The organism is Paenisporosarcina sp. (genome assembly GCF_057785155.1).
On the sequence record NZ_JBYNRN010000007.1, the window covers coordinates 17,997 to 41,068 of the forward strand.

General features: G+C 37.9%; 35 protein-coding genes and 2 riboswitches. Of the genes, 29 read left to right on the plus strand and 6 right to left on the minus strand.

Going from position 1 to position 23,072, the window contains the following annotated elements; all coding sequences use genetic code 11:
• Nucleotides 1-153: 153 nt before the first annotated feature.
• Genes AC3EA5_RS01815 through AC3EA5_RS01835 form a run of 5 tightly spaced genes read left to right on the plus strand, consistent with a single transcriptional unit; the run spans nt 154 to nt 3,546 of the window.
• Nucleotides 154-540 carry a GntR family transcriptional regulator gene (locus AC3EA5_RS01815; RefSeq protein ID WP_488606841.1) on the plus strand — a complete coding sequence of 129 codons (387 nt, stop codon included), beginning with the start codon at nt 154-156 and terminating at the stop codon, nt 538-540.
• A complete protein-coding gene (locus AC3EA5_RS01820; protein WP_488606842.1) occupies nt 540-1,655 on the plus strand; it encodes a DUF1648 domain-containing protein in 1,116 nt (371 codons plus the stop codon). The genes AC3EA5_RS01815 and AC3EA5_RS01820 overlap by 1 nt, the downstream gene beginning before the upstream one ends.
• Nucleotides 1,656-1,667: 12 nt before the next feature.
• Nucleotides 1,668-1,868, plus strand: coding sequence for a PLD nuclease N-terminal domain-containing protein (locus tag AC3EA5_RS01825; protein WP_488606843.1), 201 nt, complete (start codon nt 1,668-1,670; stop codon nt 1,866-1,868).
• Nucleotides 1,865-2,767 carry an ABC transporter ATP-binding protein gene (locus AC3EA5_RS01830; RefSeq protein WP_488606844.1) on the plus strand — a complete coding sequence of 301 codons (903 nt, stop codon included), beginning with the start codon at nt 1,865-1,867 and terminating at the stop codon, nt 2,765-2,767. Before AC3EA5_RS01825 ends, AC3EA5_RS01830 begins: the two co-directional genes overlap by 4 nt.
• Nucleotides 2,764-3,546 (plus strand): ABC transporter permease, encoded by a 783-nt coding sequence (locus AC3EA5_RS01835; RefSeq protein ID WP_488606845.1) that lies wholly within the window; start codon nt 2,764-2,766, stop codon nt 3,544-3,546. The genes AC3EA5_RS01830 and AC3EA5_RS01835 overlap by 4 nt, the downstream gene beginning before the upstream one ends.
• Before the next feature lie 396 nt (nt 3,547-3,942).
• On the opposite strand, the gene AC3EA5_RS01840 is transcribed toward AC3EA5_RS01835, so the two are convergent.
• Nucleotides 3,943-4,152 (minus strand): hypothetical protein, encoded by a 210-nt coding sequence (locus AC3EA5_RS01840; protein ID WP_488606846.1) that lies wholly within the window; start codon nt 4,150-4,152, stop codon nt 3,943-3,945.
• Between the two features lie 81 nt (nt 4,153-4,233).
• Entirely contained in the window at nt 4,234-4,638 is a 405-nt protein-coding gene (locus tag AC3EA5_RS01845) for an HIT family protein (RefSeq protein WP_488606847.1), read from the minus strand.
• 88 nt (nt 4,639-4,726) lie between these two features.
• On the opposite strand from AC3EA5_RS01845, the gene AC3EA5_RS01850 reads away from it, so the two are divergent.
• The 4 genes from AC3EA5_RS01850 (at nt 4,727) to AC3EA5_RS01865 (ending at nt 7,096) form a co-directional block, all read left to right on the plus strand.
• The gene (locus AC3EA5_RS01850; RefSeq protein WP_488606848.1) at nt 4,727-5,443 is read left to right on the plus strand and encodes a CBS domain-containing protein; all 717 of its coding nucleotides are present in this window, start codon (nt 4,727-4,729) and stop codon (nt 5,441-5,443) included.
• Nucleotides 5,444-5,579: 136 nt separating this feature from the next.
• On the plus strand, nt 5,580-5,936 hold the full coding sequence (locus AC3EA5_RS01855) for a cupin (RefSeq protein WP_488606849.1): 357 nt from the start codon (nt 5,580-5,582) through the stop codon (nt 5,934-5,936).
• 86 nt (nt 5,937-6,022) lie between these two features.
• Complete coding sequence (locus AC3EA5_RS01860) at nt 6,023-6,550, plus strand: P-loop nucleotide/nucleoside kinase family protein (RefSeq protein WP_488606850.1); 528 nt, start codon at nt 6,023-6,025, stop codon at nt 6,548-6,550.
• 111 nt (nt 6,551-6,661) lie between these two features.
• Nucleotides 6,662-7,096 carry a GNAT family N-acetyltransferase gene (locus tag AC3EA5_RS01865; RefSeq protein ID WP_488606851.1) on the plus strand — a complete coding sequence of 145 codons (435 nt, stop codon included), beginning with the start codon at nt 6,662-6,664 and terminating at the stop codon, nt 7,094-7,096.
• Between the two features lie 189 nt (nt 7,097-7,285).
• On the opposite strand, the gene AC3EA5_RS01870 is transcribed toward AC3EA5_RS01865, so the two are convergent.
• Nucleotides 7,286-7,699: a VOC family protein gene (locus tag AC3EA5_RS01870; protein WP_488606852.1), complete on the minus strand. Its 414-nt coding sequence runs from the start codon at nt 7,697-7,699 to the stop codon at nt 7,286-7,288.
• A 49-nt stretch (nt 7,700-7,748) separates the two neighbouring features.
• Here AC3EA5_RS01870 and AC3EA5_RS01875 point away from each other — a divergent pair, with 49 nt between their 5' ends.
• The 9 genes from AC3EA5_RS01875 to AC3EA5_RS01915 all read left to right on the plus strand — a co-directional run bounded on the left by AC3EA5_RS01875 (nt 7,749) and on the right by AC3EA5_RS01915 (nt 12,844).
• Nucleotides 7,749-8,135, plus strand: a complete 387-nt coding sequence (locus tag AC3EA5_RS01875) for a VOC family protein (protein ID WP_488606853.1) — start codon at nt 7,749-7,751, stop codon at nt 8,133-8,135.
• Nucleotides 8,136-8,166: 31 nt separating this feature from the next.
• Nucleotides 8,167-8,613, plus strand: a complete 447-nt coding sequence (locus tag AC3EA5_RS01880; RefSeq protein ID WP_488606854.1) for a DUF4385 domain-containing protein — start codon at nt 8,167-8,169, stop codon at nt 8,611-8,613.
• Between the two features lie 67 nt (nt 8,614-8,680).
• On the plus strand, nt 8,681-9,298 hold the full coding sequence (locus AC3EA5_RS01885) for an NAD(P)-dependent oxidoreductase (protein WP_488606855.1): 618 nt from the start codon (nt 8,681-8,683) through the stop codon (nt 9,296-9,298).
• A 12-nt stretch (nt 9,299-9,310) separates the two neighbouring features.
• Nucleotides 9,311-10,123 (plus strand): metallophosphoesterase, encoded by an 813-nt coding sequence (locus tag AC3EA5_RS01890; RefSeq protein WP_488606856.1) that lies wholly within the window; start codon nt 9,311-9,313, stop codon nt 10,121-10,123.
• Between the two features lie 59 nt (nt 10,124-10,182).
• Nucleotides 10,183-10,665, plus strand: coding sequence for a GNAT family N-acetyltransferase (locus tag AC3EA5_RS01895; protein ID WP_488606857.1), 483 nt, complete (start codon nt 10,183-10,185; stop codon nt 10,663-10,665).
• Between the two features lie 122 nt (nt 10,666-10,787).
• Entirely contained in the window at nt 10,788-11,093 is a 306-nt protein-coding gene (locus AC3EA5_RS01900) for an antibiotic biosynthesis monooxygenase family protein (protein WP_488606858.1), read from the plus strand.
• Nucleotides 11,090-11,434: a hypothetical protein gene (locus tag AC3EA5_RS01905; RefSeq protein ID WP_488606859.1), complete on the plus strand. Its 345-nt coding sequence runs from the start codon at nt 11,090-11,092 to the stop codon at nt 11,432-11,434. The genes AC3EA5_RS01900 and AC3EA5_RS01905 overlap by 4 nt, the downstream gene beginning before the upstream one ends.
• 29 nt (nt 11,435-11,463) lie before the next feature.
• Complete coding sequence (locus AC3EA5_RS01910; RefSeq protein WP_488606860.1) at nt 11,464-12,117, plus strand: cobalamin B12-binding domain-containing protein; 654 nt, start codon at nt 11,464-11,466, stop codon at nt 12,115-12,117.
• Nucleotides 12,104-12,844 (plus strand): STAS domain-containing protein, encoded by a 741-nt coding sequence (locus tag AC3EA5_RS01915; RefSeq protein ID WP_488606861.1) that lies wholly within the window; start codon nt 12,104-12,106, stop codon nt 12,842-12,844. The genes AC3EA5_RS01910 and AC3EA5_RS01915 overlap by 14 nt, the downstream gene beginning before the upstream one ends.
• A gap of 43 nt (nt 12,845-12,887) precedes the next feature.
• Here AC3EA5_RS01915 and AC3EA5_RS01920 read toward each other — a convergent pair whose 3' ends face one another.
• Nucleotides 12,888-13,079: a CsbD family protein gene (locus AC3EA5_RS01920; protein ID WP_394190061.1), complete on the minus strand. Its 192-nt coding sequence runs from the start codon at nt 13,077-13,079 to the stop codon at nt 12,888-12,890.
• Nucleotides 13,080-13,210: 131 nt separating this feature from the next.
• Here AC3EA5_RS01920 and AC3EA5_RS01925 point away from each other — a divergent pair, with 131 nt between their 5' ends.
• Both AC3EA5_RS01925 and AC3EA5_RS01930 read left to right on the plus strand, forming a co-directional pair.
• Nucleotides 13,211-14,230, plus strand: coding sequence for a PQQ-dependent sugar dehydrogenase (locus tag AC3EA5_RS01925; protein ID WP_488606862.1), 1,020 nt, complete (start codon nt 13,211-13,213; stop codon nt 14,228-14,230).
• A gap of 66 nt (nt 14,231-14,296) precedes the next feature.
• The gene (locus AC3EA5_RS01930) at nt 14,297-14,707 is read left to right on the plus strand and encodes a pyridoxamine 5'-phosphate oxidase family protein (RefSeq protein WP_488606863.1); all 411 of its coding nucleotides are present in this window, start codon (nt 14,297-14,299) and stop codon (nt 14,705-14,707) included.
• A gap of 245 nt (nt 14,708-14,952) precedes the next feature.
• Here the strand turns inward: AC3EA5_RS01930 and AC3EA5_RS01935 are convergent, their stop codons facing one another.
• A complete protein-coding gene (locus AC3EA5_RS01935) occupies nt 14,953-15,708 on the minus strand; it encodes a hypothetical protein (RefSeq protein ID WP_488606864.1) in 756 nt (251 codons plus the stop codon).
• A gap of 132 nt (nt 15,709-15,840) precedes the next feature.
• Here AC3EA5_RS01935 and AC3EA5_RS01940 point away from each other — a divergent pair, with 132 nt between their 5' ends.
• The 4 genes from AC3EA5_RS01940 to lepB all read left to right on the plus strand — a co-directional run bounded on the left by AC3EA5_RS01940 (nt 15,841) and on the right by lepB (nt 18,916).
• Nucleotides 15,841-16,677, plus strand: coding sequence for a VanW family protein (locus tag AC3EA5_RS01940; protein ID WP_488606952.1), 837 nt, complete (start codon nt 15,841-15,843; stop codon nt 16,675-16,677).
• A complete protein-coding gene (locus AC3EA5_RS01945; protein ID WP_488606865.1) occupies nt 16,664-17,176 on the plus strand; it encodes a hypothetical protein in 513 nt (170 codons plus the stop codon). The genes AC3EA5_RS01940 and AC3EA5_RS01945 overlap by 14 nt, the downstream gene beginning before the upstream one ends.
• Before the next feature lie 159 nt (nt 17,177-17,335).
• The gene (locus AC3EA5_RS01950; protein WP_488606866.1) at nt 17,336-18,091 is read left to right on the plus strand and encodes an SDR family oxidoreductase; all 756 of its coding nucleotides are present in this window, start codon (nt 17,336-17,338) and stop codon (nt 18,089-18,091) included.
• 195 nt (nt 18,092-18,286) lie between these two features.
• Nucleotides 18,287-18,916: a signal peptidase I gene (gene lepB / locus AC3EA5_RS01955; protein ID WP_488606867.1), complete on the plus strand. Its 630-nt coding sequence runs from the start codon at nt 18,287-18,289 to the stop codon at nt 18,914-18,916.
• Nucleotides 18,917-19,355: 439 nt separating this feature from the next.
• Here the strand turns inward: lepB and corA are convergent, their stop codons facing one another.
• Entirely contained in the window at nt 19,356-20,318 is a 963-nt protein-coding gene (corA, locus tag AC3EA5_RS01960; protein ID WP_488606868.1) for a magnesium/cobalt transporter CorA, read from the minus strand.
• A gap of 169 nt (nt 20,319-20,487) precedes the next feature.
• Between corA and AC3EA5_RS01965 the strand changes: the two genes are divergently transcribed.
• The 5 genes from AC3EA5_RS01965 to AC3EA5_RS01985 all read left to right on the plus strand — a co-directional run bounded on the left by AC3EA5_RS01965 (nt 20,488) and on the right by AC3EA5_RS01985 (nt 22,851).
• The gene (locus AC3EA5_RS01965; protein ID WP_488606869.1) at nt 20,488-20,622 is read left to right on the plus strand and encodes a hypothetical protein; all 135 of its coding nucleotides are present in this window, start codon (nt 20,488-20,490) and stop codon (nt 20,620-20,622) included.
• 219 nt (nt 20,623-20,841) lie between these two features.
• Nucleotides 20,842-21,423 (plus strand): MEDS domain-containing protein, encoded by a 582-nt coding sequence (locus tag AC3EA5_RS01970; RefSeq protein ID WP_488606870.1) that lies wholly within the window; start codon nt 20,842-20,844, stop codon nt 21,421-21,423.
• Between the two features lie 95 nt (nt 21,424-21,518).
• Nucleotides 21,519-21,959, plus strand: coding sequence for an NUDIX hydrolase (locus AC3EA5_RS01975; protein WP_488606871.1), 441 nt, complete (start codon nt 21,519-21,521; stop codon nt 21,957-21,959).
• Between the two features lie 87 nt (nt 21,960-22,046).
• Nucleotides 22,047-22,149: riboswitch (guanidine-I (ykkC/yxkD leader) on the plus strand.
• Nucleotides 22,150-22,204: 55 nt separating this feature from the next.
• Nucleotides 22,205-22,537, plus strand: coding sequence for a DMT family transporter (locus AC3EA5_RS01980; RefSeq protein ID WP_488606872.1), 333 nt, complete (start codon nt 22,205-22,207; stop codon nt 22,535-22,537).
• Nucleotides 22,537-22,851 carry a DMT family transporter gene (locus tag AC3EA5_RS01985; RefSeq protein ID WP_394190081.1) on the plus strand — a complete coding sequence of 105 codons (315 nt, stop codon included), beginning with the start codon at nt 22,537-22,539 and terminating at the stop codon, nt 22,849-22,851. Before AC3EA5_RS01980 ends, AC3EA5_RS01985 begins: the two co-directional genes overlap by 1 nt.
• 95 nt (nt 22,852-22,946) lie before the next feature.
• Nucleotides 22,947-23,052: riboswitch (SAM riboswitch) on the plus strand.
• The last annotated feature ends 20 nt before the right edge of the window (nt 23,053-23,072 follow it).

The following is a 23,072-nucleotide window of genomic DNA, read 5'->3' on the forward strand; positions in this document are numbered from 1 at the left end:
GCAGTTTTATGTATGTTTCAGAACGGCTTCATTGTAGCGTACTAAAATTGAGTTGTAAATAGTTGAATGAAATTGTTGCACAAAATTGTCGCCTGTTCTATATTATATATAACAAGACTGTTCTATTGTTAATAGAACAAAGGAGGGTCGCATATGTTTATTGAGATTGAAACAAATTCGGCTGTGCCGATTTATTTACAACTTGCTCAAAGCATCATTGAAGGTGTAGCAAAAGGGGAGTTAAAGCCAGGAGATTCCTTGCCATCAGTTCGTGCATTTGCTGCAGATCTTGGGATGAACATGCATACGGTGAATAAAGCCTATCATTATTTAGAAGAGAAAGAATTTATTCAGATTGTGCAGAAAAAAGGAGTATTCATTCATGAAAATGGCGTGAGACTTGCTTCTCCCTCTGATCGAGATCGGTTGAAGAAAGAATTAAGACCCATTGTCGCAGAAGCACTTTGTCTTCAATTGTCTAACGAAGACTTAGAACAATTAGTAAGAGACCTTATTTCGAAAATAAAGGAGGGAGAATAATGGCAGCCATTATTTTTATCATCATTCTTCTGTTCATCATTAGCCTTCAAGCATTTTTGCCGAGATTTTTAAAAGAAAGCGAAGTGTTTGGTGTGTATGTTCCAGATACGCATGTAAAGGATGTGCGCATTGAACGCTTAAAATCTCGCTATACGAATACCGTTTTAACAACCGGAGGAGTCCTAATTTTGATATTTGTTGGTTGGCTAGGGGTGGTTCAACCTTCAGACAATCAAATTGGATTAGTTGGAATGGCGATTCAACTTGCCGCCTTGTCCATTTCGATGGCGCTCTACGCTAGGAATCATCTGTCATTAATGAGATGGAAAAAAGATGAACAGTGGATTGCTGGGCAAGTGGAAAGAAAAGTAGTCGACTTACAATTTAGAGAACAACTAAAACTATTGCCAAACGTGTATTTCATTTTACCGATGCTGATCACCATAGGATTAGGCGCGTATGGTTTAAGTCAGTACGATTCACTACCGAATCAAATTCCAACACACTGGGGTCCTAATGGTGAAGCAGATGCATTTGCAAAGAAGAGTTACGTTTCTGTTAGTTCTTTGCCGTTAATGACCTTGCTGTTGCAAGGCATGATGCTGTTTTTCAATAGTGCCATGAAGCAATCAGGAGCGAAAATTCGAGTTCGACATAAAAAACGCTCTCGTGAGCAACAACTTGCTTTTCGTAAGTATTCCAGTTGGTTATTGTTTATCGTCACGATCTCGATGACTGTGTTCATGAGTTATTTGCAATTAACCATTATAGCGCCATCGACGATGTCGACCGGCGTCACGTTGGCTTTCACTATTGGTTACCTAATTGTGGTTTTAGGATCTGTGTTATATTACATGATTAAAGTAGGTCAAAGCGGAACGATGATCCCAGTAGAGGTAGACAGTTCCGATCAGTCAGATGAAGCTTATATCGATGTCGATGATGATCGTTATTGGAAGATGGGCTTATTTTATGTCAATAAAGACGATCCGAGTATTTTAGTGGAGAAACGCTTTGGTATTGGATGGACGGTTAAGATGGGACATATCAAGAGTTGGGTTTTTCTTGCCATATTAATCGGAAGTATTATTTTAATCATAAATTTACAATCATAAGGAGTGGGGAAAATGGAAGCGTTACAAGGGATTTCTTGGGGAGTTATTGCACCGATTTTCGTGATACAACTGATTTTATTGATTATTGCACTTATTGACTTATCAAAGATAAACCAAACAAATGGACCAAAATGGTTATGGGCGATCATAATTATATTTGTAAATATTTTGGGACCGATCATATACTTTGTGTTTGGGAGAAAACAATCATGACACTGATTTTACAAGCTGAACACTTAACGAAAATATACGGAGCTGAGCATGCTGTAAAGGACGTCAGTTTTTCACTCGCAGAAAAATCGTCCACTGCTTTAATTGGACCAAATGGAGCGGGTAAAACGACGACTTTGTCCATGTTAGCCGGTTTACTTAACCAAACTACAGGTACGATTTCATTAAATGGTGAAAAAAATCCTGACGTAAGAAAGTCAATTGGATTTTTACCGCAGTATCCACAATTCTTTTCATGGCTCACCGCTTTAGAGTTCACTGAAATGGCTGCGAAATTAAGCGGTATGGAAAGTAAGCATGCAAAAATCGAAGCACAAAAAACACTAGAGTTTGTTGGTCTTGGAGAAGCGCTTAAGAAAAAAACAGGTACATTCTCTGGGGGAATGAAACAACGTCTTGGGTTAGCTCAAGCCATCGTTCATAAACCAAAACTGTTATTGCTAGATGAACCTGTATCAGCTCTTGACCCTGTCGGACGTCGCGAAGTCATGGACTTACTTAAAAATTTACAACAGGACATGACGATTTTATATTCGACTCATATTTTAAACGACGCGGAAGAAATGACAGATCAACTGTTATTTTTAAGAAAAGGTGAATTAGTCGAACAAGGATCTCTTGGGGATGTAAGAGCAAAATATGATTCTCCGCGTTATTTAGTAGAGTTTACGAGTGAAGAAGATGCCCTTAATTTCGCGGCTCGAGCACCTTGGAAAGTTAGTTATCAAGGTACATTAGGCTTGATTGACATTACAAATGGTGTGCCTGAAATGAAAGATTTGTTGGGTTATTTAGCAGGAAGCGGGTTAACAGTTCGGAAAGCCGAACGACAGACTGCGAGTTTAGAAGAAATCTTTTTGAAGGTGGCTGGTCGCGGATGAAGGACTTACTTGTTTTATTCCAAAAAGAATGGCGTGAAAACACGCGTAATTATAAAATTTTATGGATTCCTTTAATCTTCGTTTTCTTCGGCATTACTGAACCTGTCACTAATCATTATTTACCTCAAATTCTTGAGGCGGTTGGCAACATTCCTGAAGGTGCCATGTTTCCTTTTCCGGAGTTCACCGCTGCGCAAATCTTGATGTCAACGATGGGGCAATATCAACTCATTGGCATGCTCGTTTTAGTCCTCGGATTTATGGGGACCATTTCTAGAGAGCGAAAAAACGGCACAGGCACATTGCTATATGTACGACCTATTTCATTCTTCAGCTACTTTTTAAGCAAGTGGAAAGTAGTGAGTATCATTGCTCTAGGGAGTGTATGGCTCGGATTGTTAACAAGTTGGTACTACACTGAGCTGTTGTTCGGAAATGTACCTGCTTCGGATTTCTTTGCTTTTGCTGGAACGTATAGTGTGTGGATTTTGTTTGTCGTGACTGTCGTTTTAGCAGCCAGTGCGTGGTTACCGACAGGAGGAGCGGCAGGCGTTTCGTTAGCTTTGGTACTGGTGATCCAAATCATCGATTCCTTATTAGGAACGTATTGGACTGTCTCGCCTTGGAAAATCTCAACTTATGCAACACAATGGTTAACCGGATCACCTAATATGGGGGATTTCTGGTGGAGCATGGCCGTCACGATCATTGCGATTATTGCTTTAATGATATTTGGTACGTGGATGTCTAAACGCAATGCTTCTAAAACAAAAGTGTGAGAGTGTTGAGGTAACTGAGTCAATTTCATAATAAAAAGTAAATAAATATATCCTAACAAACTTGATTTCCGCTCCAGGCGGACGCGTTCCGTGGGCATGGCTTCAATCTCCTCGTCACTGCGAAACATGTGCTCCTGCGGTTACTCGTCGCAAAGACACTGGCTCATGGCCAGCATCTTGCCTGCGGGGCTTTCAGCTCATGCTATTTCCACTGGAGTCGCCGCCTTGCGCTCCAATCAATGCTATCTTCAAAAATTGAACTGATAATTAACAATAAAACCAATTAAATGAGCGCTTTATTATTGAAGTGTAGGTATGAAATTGACTCAACTATAGTTCATTTAAAAAAATCCCTCCTCGATTAGTTCGAGTGAGGGATTTTTTAGTGAACAGTACTTATTTTTGAGGATCAGTATCCATCCCATTTGATTGACCGTTAGAATTATCGTTGCCATTCATGTTGTCATCCTGTTTCTGATCGGCTGGTCTTGCTTCATGCGTTTCATCCCTAGAAGGTTCATCCATCGTTCCAATTGAAGAACCTTGGTTATTTGTGCACCCAGCAAGCATAATGAAGGACAGAATAGCTAATAATACAAACTTCATATAGCACTTTCTCCTCTCAAATAAACAATTGTCATGTTCACCTGTAGGTTGTGCCTTGTTAACGGAAATATGTATGATCGATTATCGACCACGACGACGGTTCTCTTCAGATTTAAACCAAGCTCGGATTCCTTTTCCTGCAAAAGGTTCGTCTGCAAATCGCGGAAGAATATGAAAATGTGCATGGAGAATCGATTGATTGGAAGCTTCTCCGACATTCCAACCGAGTGTAAATCCATCGGGAGCATAATGTTCCTCTGCATATTGTTTGACTTGCTGCATCAATTCATACGTTGCAGCCCATTCTTCAGGTGTTAAATCGAATACCGTTTGACGATGAACTTTTGGCACGATAAGTCCACTGCCTTCTAAAATGTCTTGATGCTTTGGATGTTGCAAATAATAACAAAATTCATTTTCGAAAATGATTTTCTGATCTGGATCATGTTGTGGTTCACAAAACGGGCATCTCTTAGTTGTAGACATTTTTCCACCTCTTTGCTCTTTATTTTAATAAATTCAAAGGAAAAGATGCAAACTATGTAGAACTTGTTTCATATGGGAGGAATGCAAAATGGACAAACAAACTCAAGTTGAAAATGCGAATCGCAATTCCGATCGCTTTCTAACGGCTTTTCATCGAATTGAACAAGCGATGAAAGATATTATTGGAGCAAAAGACCATCTTTCATTCTTTAGATTAATTGAACTATCCAAACGTAAAAATGCAACGATACGTCGATTTGAAAATGATTTAAGAGAATTCTCCACATTGCGCAATGCCATTGTACATCAACGTACATCAACAGAGTATGCCATTGCAGAACCACATGATGAAATTGTGGAATCAATTGAAGCCATAGAACAAGAACTAACAAAGCCAATTACGGTAGGGGAAATGTTTGCTAGAAAAGTTAGTACACTTCAAGCATCAGATACCTTGAAAGAAGCTTTATTGGTGATACGTGATAAACAGTACACACAAATTCCTATATACAAAGACAATAAATTTGTTGGTTTATTAACCGCAATAGGCATCATGTTTTGGGTAGCAAATCGTGTCGAAACAGGCGATATTTCCTGGGAAATAGACCTAGAAACTATTCTTCAACATGAAAAGAAGAAGGAAAATCATCTTTTTGTTCCAAGGAATTTATCCATTTTCGAGGCGGAAGAAATGTTTAAGGATGCCATCGCTAAAGGACGAAGACTCGAAGCATTACTTATTACAGATGAAAATGGTCTTGTCGGTATCGTGACTCCTCTGGATTTAATGAAGATAGAGACGTGAAAAATTTTTAAGTTAATTTTAAGCGGTTCATCTTTTGAAAACTTTTCACGAATATGAACGTGTTCCACTAAATAAGCATTTACTTAATTAGTTGGTTGAATGAGTGAAGTGTAAACAGTTACTTTGGAGGTACTTAATGGAGTTTTATAAATTCAGTCAAGATACTGGTAAAAGGATCTCGAAATTTAATTCGAATTTTATTATGGCTCGTGTTATTCAAACAGATAAAGCATCTAATATTGGCTGTATGCACTTAGAGGAAAATGGCATTGTAGGATATCACCAGGCAGTAGTTCCTCAACTTTTGTTAGTAATCAATGGAGAAGGATATGTTCGCAATGATGAAATGCAGAACATTAAAGTTCAGCCTGGAGACGCAGTCTTTTGGGAAAAAGATGAATGGCATGAAACGAAGACAGATAAGGGTTTGACTGCTATTGTAATTGAAAGTAGTGAGTTAAACCCTTCATTATTTATGACATTAAAGAAATAGATATTGTTTAAAATGCGTGGAAGATTAATAGTTTAGGATTTGACGTATAGAAAAATTCACATCAAGCAATTCGGGGGAATATGCAGATGTTTGAAAAATTTAACTTTGACTTAATTCATCGTGAACGAAATGATGTAACTCCTTTAGTGGTGATGATGTGTGGTGTGGCTGGATCAGGGAAAACTACTTTTTCACAAATACTAGAAAAGGAAGGTTTTGTTCGTCTTTCTATTGATGAAGAAATATGGGCTACTAATGGTCGTTGGGGGATAGATTTCCCAATGGATAAATTCGAGGCATACAGGAAAGAAGCAGAAAGAAGATTACGCAACCGATTAATAAAGCTTATTCATGATAAACAACAGGTGGTAATTGACTTCAGTTTTTGGGATTGTGTAAGAAGGAACCAATACAAAAAACTTATTGAGGATTCTGGAGGTAAATGGAAACTTATCTATTTAAAAGTTCATTCAAATGATTTACGTGAACGACTTAAATTACGTAACAAACGTTTTGATGCAAATTCATTTCCTATTTCAGAAGAACTCTTAACTTCTTACCTTAATGGTTTCGAAGTGCCTAGAGGTGAAGGTGAAATTGTAATTAAAAATTAGACCTATCAATTGAAAATCACTTAGTCTTACTTCAAACGCGGCAGGATAGCTGAAGCCGAAGAAGAGGAGTAAATAAAACGATGTCGTATATATATTGGTGAAGTTTGAGGTATGGGAGGTAACATTTTGAAAAACTATAAAATTGAAAATAATATGCCAACTCTGGAAGAATACAAATATTTGTGTGAGTCTGTGGGATGGGCTAATTATATGAATTTTGAAGTAGCGGAAGCATCACTAAAGAATTCTATCCACTGCATCACAGTTAAAGATAATGAACAAATTGTGGGTATGGGCAGAATTGTTGGCGATGGAGCTATTTATTTTTATATCCAAGATATTGTGGTTCATCCAGATTATCAGAAACATGGTATTGGAAATGAAATAATGAATCTTTTGGTTGAATACTTGAATAGAAATGCCCCGGACAAGTCGTTTGTTGGACTATTTGCATCACAAGGTAAAGAAACGTTCTATGAGAAATTTAATTTTAAAGACTTCTCCCCAAATATGACTGGCATGTTTACTGTGATTTCAAAAAAATAAACATAATAGTGTTTTATAGGGGATTGTTAACTTGAGTAAGATTGGGATGGGAAACTAATTCAACCGAAACTATTTTACTAAAGGAGCCAAAACACTATGCTTACCATAGTGTTTTTTATACCCTTTCAATTACTCATTTCCCCATTTCTTACTCCGTTTAATCGATACATACACAATTACTTGAGGTCGTTATTCAATCTCACTCATAATTGCCTGCGTATTACCTTCAGTATCGTTGAAAAACGTCATCCAAATCTCGGTGTTCCCCATTTTGCCAACCATATGTGGTTCATCGATGAAATGAGCTCCTAATTCCTTCATGATCTTTACTTTTTCGTGCAGATCGTCCACTTTGAAATACATAACTGAACAAGGATGATTGAATTCTTCTTTTTCTGGCAAACTCAATAGTAGCCGTGTTTCTCCGCATTGCAAAAAGGCTAATCCATTTGATTCAAACAAAAGTGGTAAGCCAACAACATCCCGATAAAATTCAACTGCTCTTCCTACATCTTTTACATTCACTGCAATTTGCCCTATGTATGAAATTTTTGATTTCCCCATATTAAATAGCACACCCTTTCGGTTATATATTTTCGACATGAAAGGAAAATCTCCTGCTATGGTATCCTTAAAAAAAGGAGTGGATTCCATGTTGCATCACGTAGAAATCAATGTTTCCAATCTAGAAAAATCGAGAAACTTTTATCAATTTCTTTTACCTCATCTAGGTTATGAATTGTATCAAGAATGGCCAAAAGGCTTTAGTTATATAAAAGATAAAACCTACCTTGTATTTGTTCAAACGGAAATGAACCATCTAGAGCATTCATATCACAGAGGACATACCGGATTAAACCACTTAGCGTTCCATGGAGAATCTAGAGAGCAAGTAGATCAACTTACTTTGGCACTAAAAGAACGTCAAGTAAGTGTTTTGTATAAGGACCGTCATCCTTATGCAGGAGGAAATCAGTATTATGCTGTTTTTTTTGAAGATCCCGACCGTGTAAAACTGGAGGTTGTTGCACCTACATAAAGGGTATGGGAAGTAAAGGAGTGATTCGACCATGCCGTTTGATTATGATTTAGACTTTGATACGATTAATTTTCGCGAAAAGCCCGAGTTGTATCGTGTAGGACGTGGCGAGCAGGGGGTATTATTAGTAGAACCGTATAAAAGCGAAATTCTCCCACACTGGCGCTTTAAAACACCGGATATAGCAAAAGAATCGTCTACAAAGATTATGGAATTGTTTGAGGAGTATCGTGAGAAGAATGATTTTGTAGGGATGGATATGACTCGTAAATTCATTCAAATGGGCTATACACGAGCTAGACGATATACGAATTACAAGGGTGGCCGTAAGTACAATGAAGACGGCTCCATTAAAGAGAGAGTCATAGATCCAATCAAAGCAGAATCTGCAGCTATTTTTAAAAAGCAGTGGGACAAAATTCGTAAAGATGAGGATTATCTCAAACGCAAAAAACATCATCAAAAAGAGTTTGGATAATAGTTCTAGTCAGGTGGCTATGTTATAGACAGCCATTAGTAAAGAAGGAAAACATGGAGGAATATCAATGAATATAACACTTTTTGGTGCAACAGGTAGGGTAGGGAGTGAAATTCTTAAACTCGCACTTCGAGATGGACATCACGTCACCGCATTGGTTCGCACGCCATCAAAATTACCGACTCATAACAATCTAAGCTTACTCACTGGGGACATTCGAGATAAAGAACTTGTGAGTCAAGCGATTGAAAATGCGGATGCCGTCATTAGTGCCATTGGAACCGATAAAACCACGACATTAACGGATGCCATACCTTTCATAATTGAAGCGATGAAAACGGGTAATGTCGAGCGAATTATTACGATTGGGACAGCGGGTATTTTGCAAAGCAGAACAAATCCCGATGTGTATCGATTTCAATCCACCGAATCGAAACGTCGCTTAACTTTTGCTGCTGAAGAGCACGCAAAGGTATACGAACAATTAAAGAGTACAGATTTAGAGTGGACAATTATCTGTCCGACTTACTTGCCAGATGGAGAAGTGACTGGTCAGTGGCGAAATGAAAGAAACTTTTTACCTGAAGGTGGCGTTGAGATATCAGTAGGGGATACGGCGTTATGTGCCTACAATGAATTGTTAGATCCACAGTTTATTGGCACGAGAGTGGGGCTAGCTTATTAAAAGGAGTTAATAATGATTTTTAAATTAATAAAATATGTCTCTATTTTACTAAGTATCATCGTTTTTATTTATTTAAATAATAACTGGATCACCACGACGAATCACAAAGTTAGTTCGCCAGATATCCCAGCCGCATTTGATGGGTATCGCATTGTGCAAGTGTCCGACTTGCATGATGCCACTTTTGGAGAAAATCAACAGCGATTAGTGAAAAAAGTGAAACAAGCTAAACCGGATTTGATTGTTATTACAGGAGATTTGGTGGATAGCAGGCGCTATGATTTACCCAATAGCTTAGATCTCGTGAATCAGTTAGTGAAATTAGCAGACGTCTATTATGTAACGGGAAATCATGAAGTTGCAACCAATGAAGTTGAGCTTATTAAAAGGGAACTGAAAGCACTTGGTGTCCAAGTCCTTTCGAATGAAACCCTTATGCTTGAACATGGAAATGACTCTATCGCTATAAGCGGTATTGAAGATCCGTTAATGGGACAGACTGCATCAGAAATGTTAGGTGAAGCAGAAATTCGAAGTGATGTTTTTACCTTATTACTTGCACATCGGCCAGAAGACTTTCAAACTTATGAAGAGTTTGAAATCGATTTAACTTTTTCTGGTCATGCACATGGCGGTCAATTTCGTATCCCATTTGTAGGAGGGTTAATCGCTCCAGGTCAAGGCTTCTTCCCAAAATTCACAGCCGGTATACATGAAAAAGAACAATCCAAATTGGTGATTAGTCGAGGATTAGGGAACAGTATCCTCCCCTTGCGATTATTTAATTTGCCAGAAATTGTGGTCGTTACCCTGCAAAGCTCTTAAACCTTTACGAAGGATGTAAGTGAAACCAATATTCTATTAGAAAATAAGGAGAGATGAACATGTCAACAGAAGTCACGTTACTCCCATATCAACCCGATCACCAACAATCTTTTACCTTTTACCCATTAACTCCGGAGCAATTAGAGTTCACAGCTCATCCACTGGACTTACTAAAAGAAGATTCACATTCACAAACACCTGTAACGATTTTAGCAGGTAACCAAGTCGCGGGATTTTTTATATTAGAAGTTAGCGATGATCGCTATTTTTATACGGAAAATCCGAATTCAGTTCTGCTCAAAGGGTATTCGATTCATCCTGATTACCAAGGACAAGGAATTGCAAAGGAATCAATTTTAGCTTTACCCGATTTTATTCGTGAGCATTTCCCTCAATTTGATGAAGTGGTTTTAGGGGTAAATGATATGAATGAGGCTGCACGAGCGGTTTATTTAAAAGGCGGATTTGTAGATGAAGGTCGTCGATACAACGGTTTAAAAGGTGAACAATGGGCTTTACACCTTTATGTAAAAGCGGAATAATCTTGTAAAAAGTGCCTTCTTTAATTGGTCGACTAAAGCGTATATTTAGATATCCGAACAAAAATATGATAAGATATTAAGACTGAAATCAAAAAAGTACAAAATGAAAGGGGATCGAGCCTGTGTATATTGTCCATTCGATGGTACATGTTCCAAAGGGAAAGTCTGATGAAGTGATTGCGATTTATCAAAATCGGTCTCGACTTGTGGATACATTTGAAGGATTTGAATCCTTTCATTTATTACAAAACGAAAAGCGTCCTGAGGAGTTAACCGTACATATGCAATGGGTGGATAAAGCTGCCTATATGAAGTGGGTTACAAGTGATGCCTTTAAGCAAGTACATGATCTAGAAAAGAATTATCCAGACCAAGAATTAGCAGCGATTGTCCCGAAAGTATCGAAATACCAAGTGGTGGCAACATGAACCAACAAGCCAGAGAAAAAGTAATCGATGAAGTTGTTATTGAAATATATGAAGCGTATCCAGAGATTTTGGCGCGTTTTGGCGATGCTGGGAAAGCACGATGCTACGAAGATAATCATCATCATTTCGATCATTTGGATACAGCTGCAAAACTAGGACAGCCAGAAGTGTTTTCCAATTATGCGGTATGGCTGACCAACTTACTTACTGCTCGCGGGATGAATAAACATCATGTAATCGATAATTTTCAACGAATCCATGATCGATTAGAGTCGAGTGATGACCCACAAGTAAGTACGTACCAAAATATTCTGCTACAAGGAATTCAAGCGATTCAGTAGTCGAAAGTTGATGGACTGAGGTGAAAGAAATGACCCCGAAAAATTTAGCACTTGCCCTAATTGATGGCCAATCAAACGAAGCGTTTCAAATGCTTGAAACACTCTATTCGAATCAAACCACGGTTGCATCTATTTATCAAAATTATGTAACCAAAGCGATGCAAGAGATTGGACGTATGTGGGAAGAGGATGAAATTACGGTGGCCGATGAACATTTAGCGACGTCTACTTGTGATTTTGTACTTGCTAAATTCCATAGTGTCGTGAAGAAGAAACCATTAACAAATTCGTCTAAGAAGGCCATGTTTTTCAGTGTGGAGAAGGAACAACATTCATTAGGTATGAAGATGGCAGCGCATGTATTTGAGCAGCAGGGATGGAATGTGCGTTTTATGGGGGCTAACTTGCCACTTAGCTATGCAGTTGAAGCTGCTCAGCGTTTTTCTCCTGATGTAATCGGAATATCGTTAACCATCATTCATCATTTAGATCAGCTTAAATCATACGTAGATGCTTTAGAAAAGATAAATAGTCATCCGCAAATCATTGTGGGTAGTAGATTATTGTCTTCTTATGATTTATTGAAGTACTCATCACCGAAAACCAAGATGGTAAGTGACTTTGAAGAGTTACAAACGTGGATGACAGAATTGGAAGAGGTTAAGATGCATGAATATAATTAAAGAACTTCCATTTCCGACGTTTATCATTGATCGTTCATTTAATGTGCTTGAATTATCAGCATCTGCTGAAAGAGTGTTTGGAGATATCCAGTGTTTCACCGATATTATGGATGAAGGAAGCCATGCGAAAAAACGACGTTTACTAGGTGATGATTTGCTTAAATCCATTGAAATCACCTTGAAAACAGAAGTAAATAGCTATGAGCTTTTTGCCGTCTCGATCACTTGGAAAGATGATAAAGGTTTTTTACAATGTTATGCCATTGGCAGTAAGTTAGATAAGATAATGAGTGTCGTTCAAGAACATCAAAATCGTCTTGCTACTGTGGATTTCGAATTATTATCACAAAAAGAGTTAGCCGAAACACAGCTAAAACAAATTAAGCAATTATCTGCGCCCGTCATTGGGTTATCCAATAAAGTTGCCCTCGTTCCTTTGTTTGGTTACTTTGATCAAGAGTTAATTTCGAACACCGAGGATCGCCTTGCAGCAACTTTATATGAACAAGATTACACAACCGTGATATTTGATTTTAATGGAATCGATCAGATTACCGATATCGGCATTTCTTTATTTCAAGCATTCATGGAAACACTGCAAATCATGGGAATTCAAACATACATTGTGGGAGTTAAGCCGATGCATACGCATTTCCTAAAAAATCGAGAAGTTAACACATCTACTTATTTACCGACCTTACAACAAGCGATTGCTTTGTTAACATAAAAACAGTTGCCCTCAACAAATGAGAGCAACTGTTTTTGTTTACTTATGTGCGATCCGTATGTCGATCTTTTAATTCGCCAAGCTCTTCTTGAGCTTTACCTTTAACTTTATCTACTTTACCCTCTGCCTGAAGGCTCTTATTATCTGTAGCATCTCCAAACTGGTCTTTAGCTTCACCTTTGGCTTGATTAAATTCACCTTTAAGTTTGTCTGTCAATCCATTATCTTTCGTCAATGCAATTCCTCCTTCAGTTCATGTTAATAGATGTATACCCCAGGAGAAATACTTTAAACAACGTGTTTCAATAGATAACATATCTGAATATTCAGTATAATAAAAAGAAGTAGAGAAAGAGGTGCTAACGCATGAGAAAATTAATCATTCTAGTCACAGCAATGGTTTTACTTAGTGGTTGTGGGTATCTCGATTTTTCAAATGATACAGAAGCAAAAAAATCTGTTCAAGAAGTAGCTACAAATCTCCAAATTCCTTGGTCAATCAATAAACATGGAGAAGACTTCTTTATTTCAGAAAGAGTTGGAACCATTGCAAGGGTTTCTTCAAATGGAGAAGTCACGCATCAGCAAGTCAAACTATCGTCACCTCTAGCAAAGGTATCCGAAGCGGGACTTTTAGGTTTTGTAATAAAGCCTAATTTTGAAGAAAAGAAGGAAGCGTTTGCTTATTATACGTACGATGTAGAAGGACAACCGTATAATCGTGTCGTTAGCTTAAAATTAGACGGCAATACATGGACGGAAACAGCCATTCTGTTAGATGGCATTTTAACTGGGAATGTTCATCATGGTGGAAGATTAGAAATAGGTCCAGATCAACTCTTATATGTCACAATCGGTGACGCTTCAAATCCGAACTTGGCACAAGACCCAACTTCGAAAAACGGGAAAATCATGCGGTTAAATGAAGATAACACGTGGTCAGTTGTTAGTATGGGTCATCGAAATCCTCAAGGCATTGCTTGGAATAAAAACGGAGAGATGTTTGCCTCTGAACATGGTCAGTCCGCTAATGACGAGATTAATAGAATTGAAGAAGGCAAAAATTATGGGTGGCCGCTTATTGAAGGCAATGAACAAAGAGAAGGGCTTGTAGCGCCATTACTACATTCGGGTGCAAATACAACATGGGCTCCATCTGGTATGACGTTCCATAAAGGTAAGCTATATGTAGCTGCCTTACGCGGAGAAGGCGTTTTAGTTGTGAACAGTGAAACAGCTGAAATCGAAGAAACCATCACAGGCTATGGCCGAATTCGAGATGTATTTTCAGATGGCGAACATCTCTACTTTGTATCGAATAATACAGACGGTCGCGGATCACCAAGTGCGGATGACGATATCCTCTATCGTTATGTAAAAGAATAACAGCACATTCGTATGTTTAATTGGCTATCGTGAAAGGAATACTTTCGAAAAGGAGCTGATTTTTAAATGAGTAAAGAACAAGCATTGAACATTTTAAATGAAAGCCGCATCGGGACAATGGCAACAGTGAAAAGTAACAAACCCCATTCAAGGTACATGACATTTTTCAATGAAGACTTCACCCTATATACACCGACGAATAAAAACACACATAAAGTCGAAGACATTGAAGCAAATCCTTACACACATATTTTAATTGGATATGAAGGTGAAGGGTTTGGCGATGCTTTCCTAGAAATCGAAGGAAAAGTCAGCGAAAGTACAGACGAAAGTCTAAAAGAAAAAATCTGGAACGATCATATGAAAAACTGGTTTGAGGGACCAGAAGATCCGGATTTAGTGATCCTTGTCGTGAAACCAGAAACCATTCGATTGATGAACAAAAGTGGTCAACCACCAGAAACAATTGAGTTTTAAAAGTGAAAAGGACTGCCAAGAAAGCCAGTGAAAACTGACTTTTTGGTAGTCCTTTTCTTTATGTGAGCATTGAAATGGAGAGCATTAACAAATGCAGTAGCGTAAATGAAATTGAATGTAGCGCTTGAAAAATTTATCAGTCACTCTAGAGAGTTCATCGCACAAACTGAGTGATTTATCGGTCAAGATCGGATATGTATCGCACTAACACGTCTCACGAGGAAGTTAACTAGGTAAGATTTCTACTAGTCGTGCTCTTTATAATACCTCAATGCCTCATCTAAAAACGCTTTATTCATTCCTGTCCTCATATGAATTCGTTGAACCCAGTCATCTAGTGATAAATTGGACTCTTCCTTCGTTAATTTTTCGGATGTACTTAAAAAACTCGTCCAATTATCGAACTCCCAATGAGCGATCTCATCTTTTATTGGAAGTCGAATTTCAATAAGTGGACTCTTACGAAACACAAGTTGTACCCGCTCTGAAAGATCCCACAGAAAATCATCTTTCAATGGTGCCGTATTAAAGGTAGAAGAAGATACTTTGCCATTTGGGCGTTGAAATAGCAATTTAGTTTTGTGACCGATGGTTTCTTGTTTTACTTTTGCTGCAGGGAAATAACCAGATAACCACTCTTGAGAAGCATCAAGGTTTTCATTTATTAATATAGGTTGAATCCATTGATCTCCAAGGTCGCATAAATACTTATTGCCGTTCTGATCAACTGCAATCACTGCTATATGTGCTCGCTCTGCATTCACATCATCCGCTATCCCATAAGCTTCGATTCCTCTATTACGAAATTCTTCAATTAACCATAATGACAAGTCCACACAATTTCCCGCAACTCCATATTGTGCGTAATGCTCTTTTATTAATGAAACACTTCGCTGCCCTCCGCCTCCAGGCTGCTTTGACCACCAGAATTTCATCACTGTATCCATCGGTTTATCATCGAATAAGTGCCAGACATCTAGTATCTCTTGCGGTGCTCTCATTCCATACATCCTTTCAAAAAATTTGATAACAATAGTATACCTATTGAAATTAACAGAAGGTAAATTCAAAAACGTATCGAATACCATATTAAGGAATAATTATATAGAGAGATAAAGAATAATTAAAGGGGTATTCAAGTGAATTCATTAAAACCAATCAAACGAAGCAACTTACGTATTTTTTTCGGAAAGAAAGTGTATCGAATGAAACGATATACGGAGTGGGTATTTGATGACAAGAAATATGCGAAGAACAAAAGGGAAGAGAAGTTTCCTCAGAGTGTATTTAAACATCGAACGCCTTTGCTCCGCCAATTAAAAGATGTCGATTTGCAATTGCAGTATAACAAGGTAACAAATTTAAAGATCGCTGCTAAAAAGATTAACCATATCGTGATTCAACCCGGTGAAACCTTTTCATATTGGAAAACAATTGGTGCCACAACGAAAAGAAAAGGCTATGTAGACGGGATGATATTGCATTATGGCAAAGTAACAACAGGGGTAGGCGGTGGCTTATGCCAATTATCAAACCTAATTTACTGGATGACTTTACATACACCGCTAACAGTTACGGAAAGATACCGTCATAGCTACGATGTTTTCCCTGATTCTAAACGTAGCCAACCATTCGGAAGTGGAGCAACTTGTGCTTATAACTACTTAGATCTTCAAATAAAAAACGAAACCACCGAACCATATCAACTCATCATTTATTTAACGGATGTCTCGTTAGTGGGTGAATGGAGATCTGTTAGCCAACCAACAAACACCTATAAAGTTTATGAGAAAGACCATCAGTTTACCTTAGAACAATGGGGAGGATACGTTCGACACAACACCATTTACCGAGAAGTCTATAACCGAAATAATGAATGCATTGATGATCAGTTCATTACGGAAAACCACGCGATTACGATGTACCCGCCATTTTTAAGTTCGGGGGAAAGAAAAAATGCGAAAGAATAAATGGATTAAAATTTGTATAATTGCTTCAATATTTTTATTAAGTTCTTGCGATAACAACAGTGACCAGCCTACCATTGAACAACAACTACTTAGTGAAATGAAAGATACCAATATGGAGGTAGATGAGATAAGTCATCTAGAAGTTGTTAAAGACGGTATTCTAATCTTTTATACGAAAGACAACAATCTTCATTATGGATTTATCAAGCTAAAGGATGCTAAATGGGAGTGGTATTTTGGAGGAGGTTCACTTCCACTTCAAACAGATATAGATCTAAGTTCGGCGGGAACTAATCTTGATGATTTCTATGTTTATTACGGGTTAATAAATGATAATAAAATAAAGCAGGTGAAAGATGGAGAAAATGACAAGTTGGCAAAGATTATACAAACTGAAGATGGACTAAGAATTTATTTCTTCATAAATGAATTAGTTGAGGGCGAAATTAAGAATGGGACATACAAGCATCACGAAATGGTACCTGTTTATGAAAATTAAAATGAAGTAACCGAATATGAATGCAACTAGAATACCATTCTGAGCACATTTTCAAGGGAAATATGGTCTGGAGTTATACACACTCCATTCTATAAGCAGATACCTCTGTGTGTCTGCTTTTGACTCAATCATAAATCCCCACTATATGGAGGGTTTTTAATGACAAATCAACAAAATAAAATTGCTATTATCACCGGTGTAAGTAATCACAATGGAATCGGTGCAGCTATATGTCGCAAATTAGCTTCTCAAGGAATTGATATTTTCTTTACTTATTGGAATTCCGATTCTAATTGGGCAGATGAATTTCAAAGTGACATTTCGCAAAATGGCGTTCGTTGCGAGGGATTAGAAATCGATTTATCTAAAAGTGAATCTCCTCTTTTATTATTGGATACAGTCACAAACAAACTAGGTTTTCCGTCTATCTTAATCAATAACGCAGCACATTCAATCGATTCGGGATATATGGATTTAGATTCAAAGACACTGGATGAACATTACAATGTTAATATAAGAGCGACTTGTCTCCTTTGTGTAGAGTTTGCTCGTCGCTTTCAAAAAGAGGATAAAACTTGGGGACGAATTATTAATTTAACATCCGGTCAAGAACTAGGTCCCATGCCTGGTAATCTGGCGTATGTCGCAACAAAAGGAGCAATCTCTGCCTTTACTTTGTCTTTATCAGCAGAGCTCGCGCCTTTAGGTATAACAGTAAATGCGGTTAATCCGGGACCAACAGATTCAAACTGGATGACAGACGAGATAAGAAATCATCTCCTCCCTAAATTCTTAACGGGACGTATTGGAAAACCCGAAGACGCTGCACGCATAATAGGATTTCTTGCTAGCGAAGATGCAAATTGGATAACAGGGCAGATAATCCATTCAGAAGGTGGATTTTTACGAAGTTAATTTTATGACTAAGAAAATTATGAAAAATTTCTATCAGACTGTGGACAAATTCAAATTTGCCCACAGATTTTTTTGTTTGAAATTTAGATGTGAAGAATTATTCCTACTATTTCGGTTTTAATTCACAGAAAATTCACAAAACAAAGGAGTGAACGGACTTGATATTGGTATAATATGTAAAAGGGAGTTGGTGGTTTGAATAAACTTTTTTTTATTATACTCGGACTTTTGTTAGCGGGTTGCACACCAGAATTAAAAATGATTACAGATGACAATACTTCCCCAGAAATTGAAATAGTGACACCAGAAGAAGATCACATGTTGGTGGAATGGGGCTCAGACGCAATGGATAGAGGAAATCATGATTATGATTCAATAACACACAGTGAATTAGTAGTAAATCCAAATGATGAAACTCTTGAGCGCGGTGATGTTGTTTATTACAAAATGCTTGATTCGGCAATTAAGAAAAACCCCAGAATTCCAGAAAACTATTTAGGAAGAGTTGTCGGATTGCCTGGAGAGACAGTCATGATTAGGTATGGTCACGTTTATATAAATCACGAAAAATTGGATACTTTCTATGGTGAGGCCACCGTAAGAGGTATCACAGAAGAAGAGTACTTCGAACATGCTGATCTAAGTAGGATAGAAGATGTTGATGGGCTGAAGAGATATTTTAAAACGGAAATGAATCCAGTACACGTAGAAGAAGGCACAGTATTCGTGTTAGTTGATCAGTGGTGGCGAGGAACAGACAGCAAAGATTTTGGCTTGTTACCAGTGGAAAGGATACAAGGAACCGTATTAGGCTATTCGAAGTGATTTTTGCGAATGCACATTAATTATTTCGTATTCAATGAACTGGTGCTGTTCAATGAGTTTCATCAAATAAAAACAAGTAGAGAAAGGATTAATTTTTCACTACTTGTTTTTGTTGATTGGAATGGAGGTGACGTAAAACACCTGCTCCTGTTTCTGCATCGCTCCGCTAGCTTCGAAACATGAAAGTGCGTTGCATCGCTTCGCTAGCTTCGTCGCAAAGATTAGCACCAAATTTTTTGGTCCCAATCTTTCCAGCGGAATCAGCAAGAACTGAAGCCCCTGGACTGAGCATCGCGAGGGAAGCGGCTGAATGTAGAACAAAGACTAAGAACACCACATCCTGTGGCAACGTCTTTGAAACCAACATCCTGTTGGCCACCGAGGAAAGCGTTCACCACAATGGAAATCAACATTTTTTATGTGTCTACATTCTTTATTACTATTGTTTAAATAAATTCATCCAGCCCTTGTATTTGAACCACACAAGCATCGCAAGTCCAATAAAAATCATAGCCCCAAGAGTAAAGAAATAACCATACTCCATATTGAGCTCAGGCATGTTCTCAAAATTCATCCCATACACACCAGCGATAAACGTTAACGGAATAAAAATAGACGAGACAATCGTTAAAATCATCATAATTCGATTCATCCGATTCGAGTTCATCGCCATGTAACTGTCTCGAATATCTGCAGTCAATTCGCGGTTGGATTCCACAATTTCCGTTAGTTTAACAAGATGATCGGAAATGTCAGCGAAATAGGCTCTCTCATGACCTTGCAAATCAAAACGACTCGAACTTAACACACGGTACATTAAATCCCGCATCGGCAAAATGGTTCGTCTCAACCACAATAAATCACTACGCATATCAAAAACAGACTCCATGGAAAAATGCTTCATATCAAAAGTCATTTGATCTTCAATTTCATTTAAGTGATCCTCGATTTTATAAACTAAAGGGAAATAAGAATCGACCACTTTGTCGAGAATTTGGTACATGGCGTAAATCGATCCACGCTCCCAAAATGAGGAATCCCTTTGTAGTTTCTCCCTTACCAAATCTAACTCCTCAACGGGGGTATGATGGAAAGTCACGACAAAGTTTTTGCCAATGAATAAGTCTAACTCTTCAGCTTCTAGTGTTTCTTCATTCATCGTATGTACTACAAAGAAATGGTAGTCACCATAAAAATCGACTTTTGGACGCTGCAATCGATGCAAACAGTCTTCTATCGCAAGGGGATGAAATTGAAAGAAAGAATCTAACAAGATCCATTCTTCCTGAGTTGGTTGATCAAAATCGACCCAATACCACTCGAATGATTTTTTATGAAGCTCTTCTAATGGGAAGTCCATTTCTAATTGGCTATCAGCCGTAACACCAAATGTTCGAATCATTCTTAAACCTCGTTTCAACCTGTATATGGTAGTAGTTTACCACGAAAAAAGAAAATCCTTTGTCCTAAATATTTTACCCTTGCTACACAATCCTTAACATGTCCTTCACTTTTCTTTCATATAGTTTCATTACACTTAAAATATAAGAGTCAAAGAAGGAGGCCATTTGATGACACAACAAAGTCTTAGAAAATCTGCATTTCCAATTGCATTATTTTCGGTTTTCGCTATTAGCAGCGTTGCTGGAGTGATGGGGAAATTTCCGTTTCAAAAGAAACAAGGCATTCCCATCAAAGCACGATAATAGATAGTTAGGTGAACTCTCTTGAAAAAAGAGGGTTTTTATTTTGAAATAAACCATAATCTACTAGCCAGTATCATATCAAATAGATATCTCAAACGTATTATATATTTGTGGTTTTCCTATGAATATGATGTATACATTGATAATTGGAACATTTAGCCAGTTGTTTTGCTCTATTTTGAAAATTCTAGTATAATCAATAAAAAGAATAGTGAAGGAATGATTCTATTGAGTACCAAAATGAATCAGTTGATTGAGGACCAAAGGAATGTTCATGTTCTGTATTCTTTTCATGAAGTAGAAGATTATATGAAACAAGTTTTGAATTATATTCATGATGGAATTATTGCTGGTGAATCTATTATCTTGATTGAAAATGCACGTCTTTATCCTGAAATTCAAAAAGAGCTGAATTCTAAATATTCGAAAATGCAATTGGAGCTTGTTCACTATGTAAACAGTTTAGATTTTTACTTTTCAAGTGGCAGTTATCACCCACCTGCTATTCATGAATATTTTAAAAAAGTGGTTCAACCATATATTCAAAGCGACACTGCATTCCGATCATGGGCACATGTGGAATGGGCATCAATGCAAGAACCTCTGTATCTCATTGAGGATTTCGAGAAAATAGTAGATGAAGAAGTAAATGCACTATCATTCCCATTAATTTGTGCTTACGATGGGGAGAAATTGCCTGAGTATGTTAAAACCTTTTTGATGGAGACACATCCCTATGTACTTGTAGAAGACGATGTTGTTGTATCCAAACAATATCAGCCTTCCAATAAAGTGATATAAAACTTTTTAAAGTAAATTTCCAATGCCGATGCCTTCAAGTGCACGGCATTTTTTTGAGCGCAAGTTATATTTCTCATAGAAAACGGAGAATGAATATGAACAAACATCCAAATTACCGCGTTTCAGTAGAAATCATCTTAATGCACGAAGACAAAATCTTGTTAACCAAGCGCTCCACCGAAGCGGTCGTCGCTCCCGGTGTATGGAATGTTCCAGCGGGTAAAGTGAAAGTTAACGAGATTCCAGCAGAAGCTGCGATTCGTGAGGTGAAAGAAGAAACGAATATGGATTTAGAGGGATTAAAGGAAATCCATGTCCGTACTTTTGAAGGGCAAACAGTTAGTGAGCCAATCTATCGACTTATCTATACATATGCTGTAACAGTTTCAGAGCACCAGTTAAAGAATTTTCAACTAAATGACGAGCATTCTGAAAGTAGATGGGTCACTCGTGAAGAATTGCATTCGAAAGATTTTGATTCGCTATTACCTGCATTTCGTTCCATCTTGTTGGAGAAAGCATGGAAAGATTGCTAATCTAAACCCATTTCTTTTGACTCTAGCAGGAGTCTGTAATATCCTTACTGCATACATGAATTTCATAAAGCGCCATTCAAGCTTGGCGAACAAGTTTTCTAGGGTTCCGCAAACACTTCGTTTGGACTGGTCCGAGAGAAAACGCTTTGCACTCTGCAAAGATACACGGAAGGATAAAAGCCTGGGAGATAACGTAGACATACGTTCATTTCTCGGGCTTATTTTAATTTAAGGAGACTATTTTTATGAATAAAGAATGGATGAAAGTAATCATAGCCGCTTGTTTTGAAGTGTGCTGGGTGATTGGCCTAAAACACGCAGATGATAGTTGGACATGGCTTGGCACGATCATCGCCATTGCCATCAGCTTCTATCTGATGATCATGGCTGGAAAAACATTGCCCGTTGGTACGGTTTATACCGTATTTGTGGGATTAGGAACAGCAGGAACGGTAGTAGCTGATAGTGTGTTTTTTGGTGAAACCATTAGCTTAGCGAAGATTGGTTTAATTGTTATGTTGTTAGTTGGGGTTGTTGGTTTGAAGCTTGTAACGAAACATGAGGAGGAGATGACCTAATGGCATGGATCTTTTTATTTACGGCGGGCTTATTTGAAATGACGGGCGTCCTCATGATTAATCAAGTGCATAAAGAGCGAAACTGGAAGTCCATTGCAGGATTAGTCGTTAGTTTTACTGCAAGCTTTTTATTTTTAGCACTAGCAATGGAAACTCTTCCAATGGGAACTGCGTATGCAGTTTGGACAGGTATTGGGGCAGCTGGTGGAGCCGTTTTAGGCATGATTTTTTACGGAGAACCAAGAACAGGGTTACGCATTCTTTTCATTTCGATGGTGCTAGGAGCTGCTGTTGGGTTGAAATTTATTTCCTAAAAATTATATTTTAACTTTTTAGAAAATTGTGTTGACAACAATTTTGTATCCTGTCATAATCCAATTTAGATTTCAAAAAATTCATATCTACATTTTTCTTATCAAGAGCAGGTGGAGGGAACTAGCCCTATGAAACCCGGCAACCGACTTACGCGAGTAGGCACGGTGCTAATTCTTGCAGCAGTGGCTGACAGATAAGAGGATGTTAGTTCTTACTAACC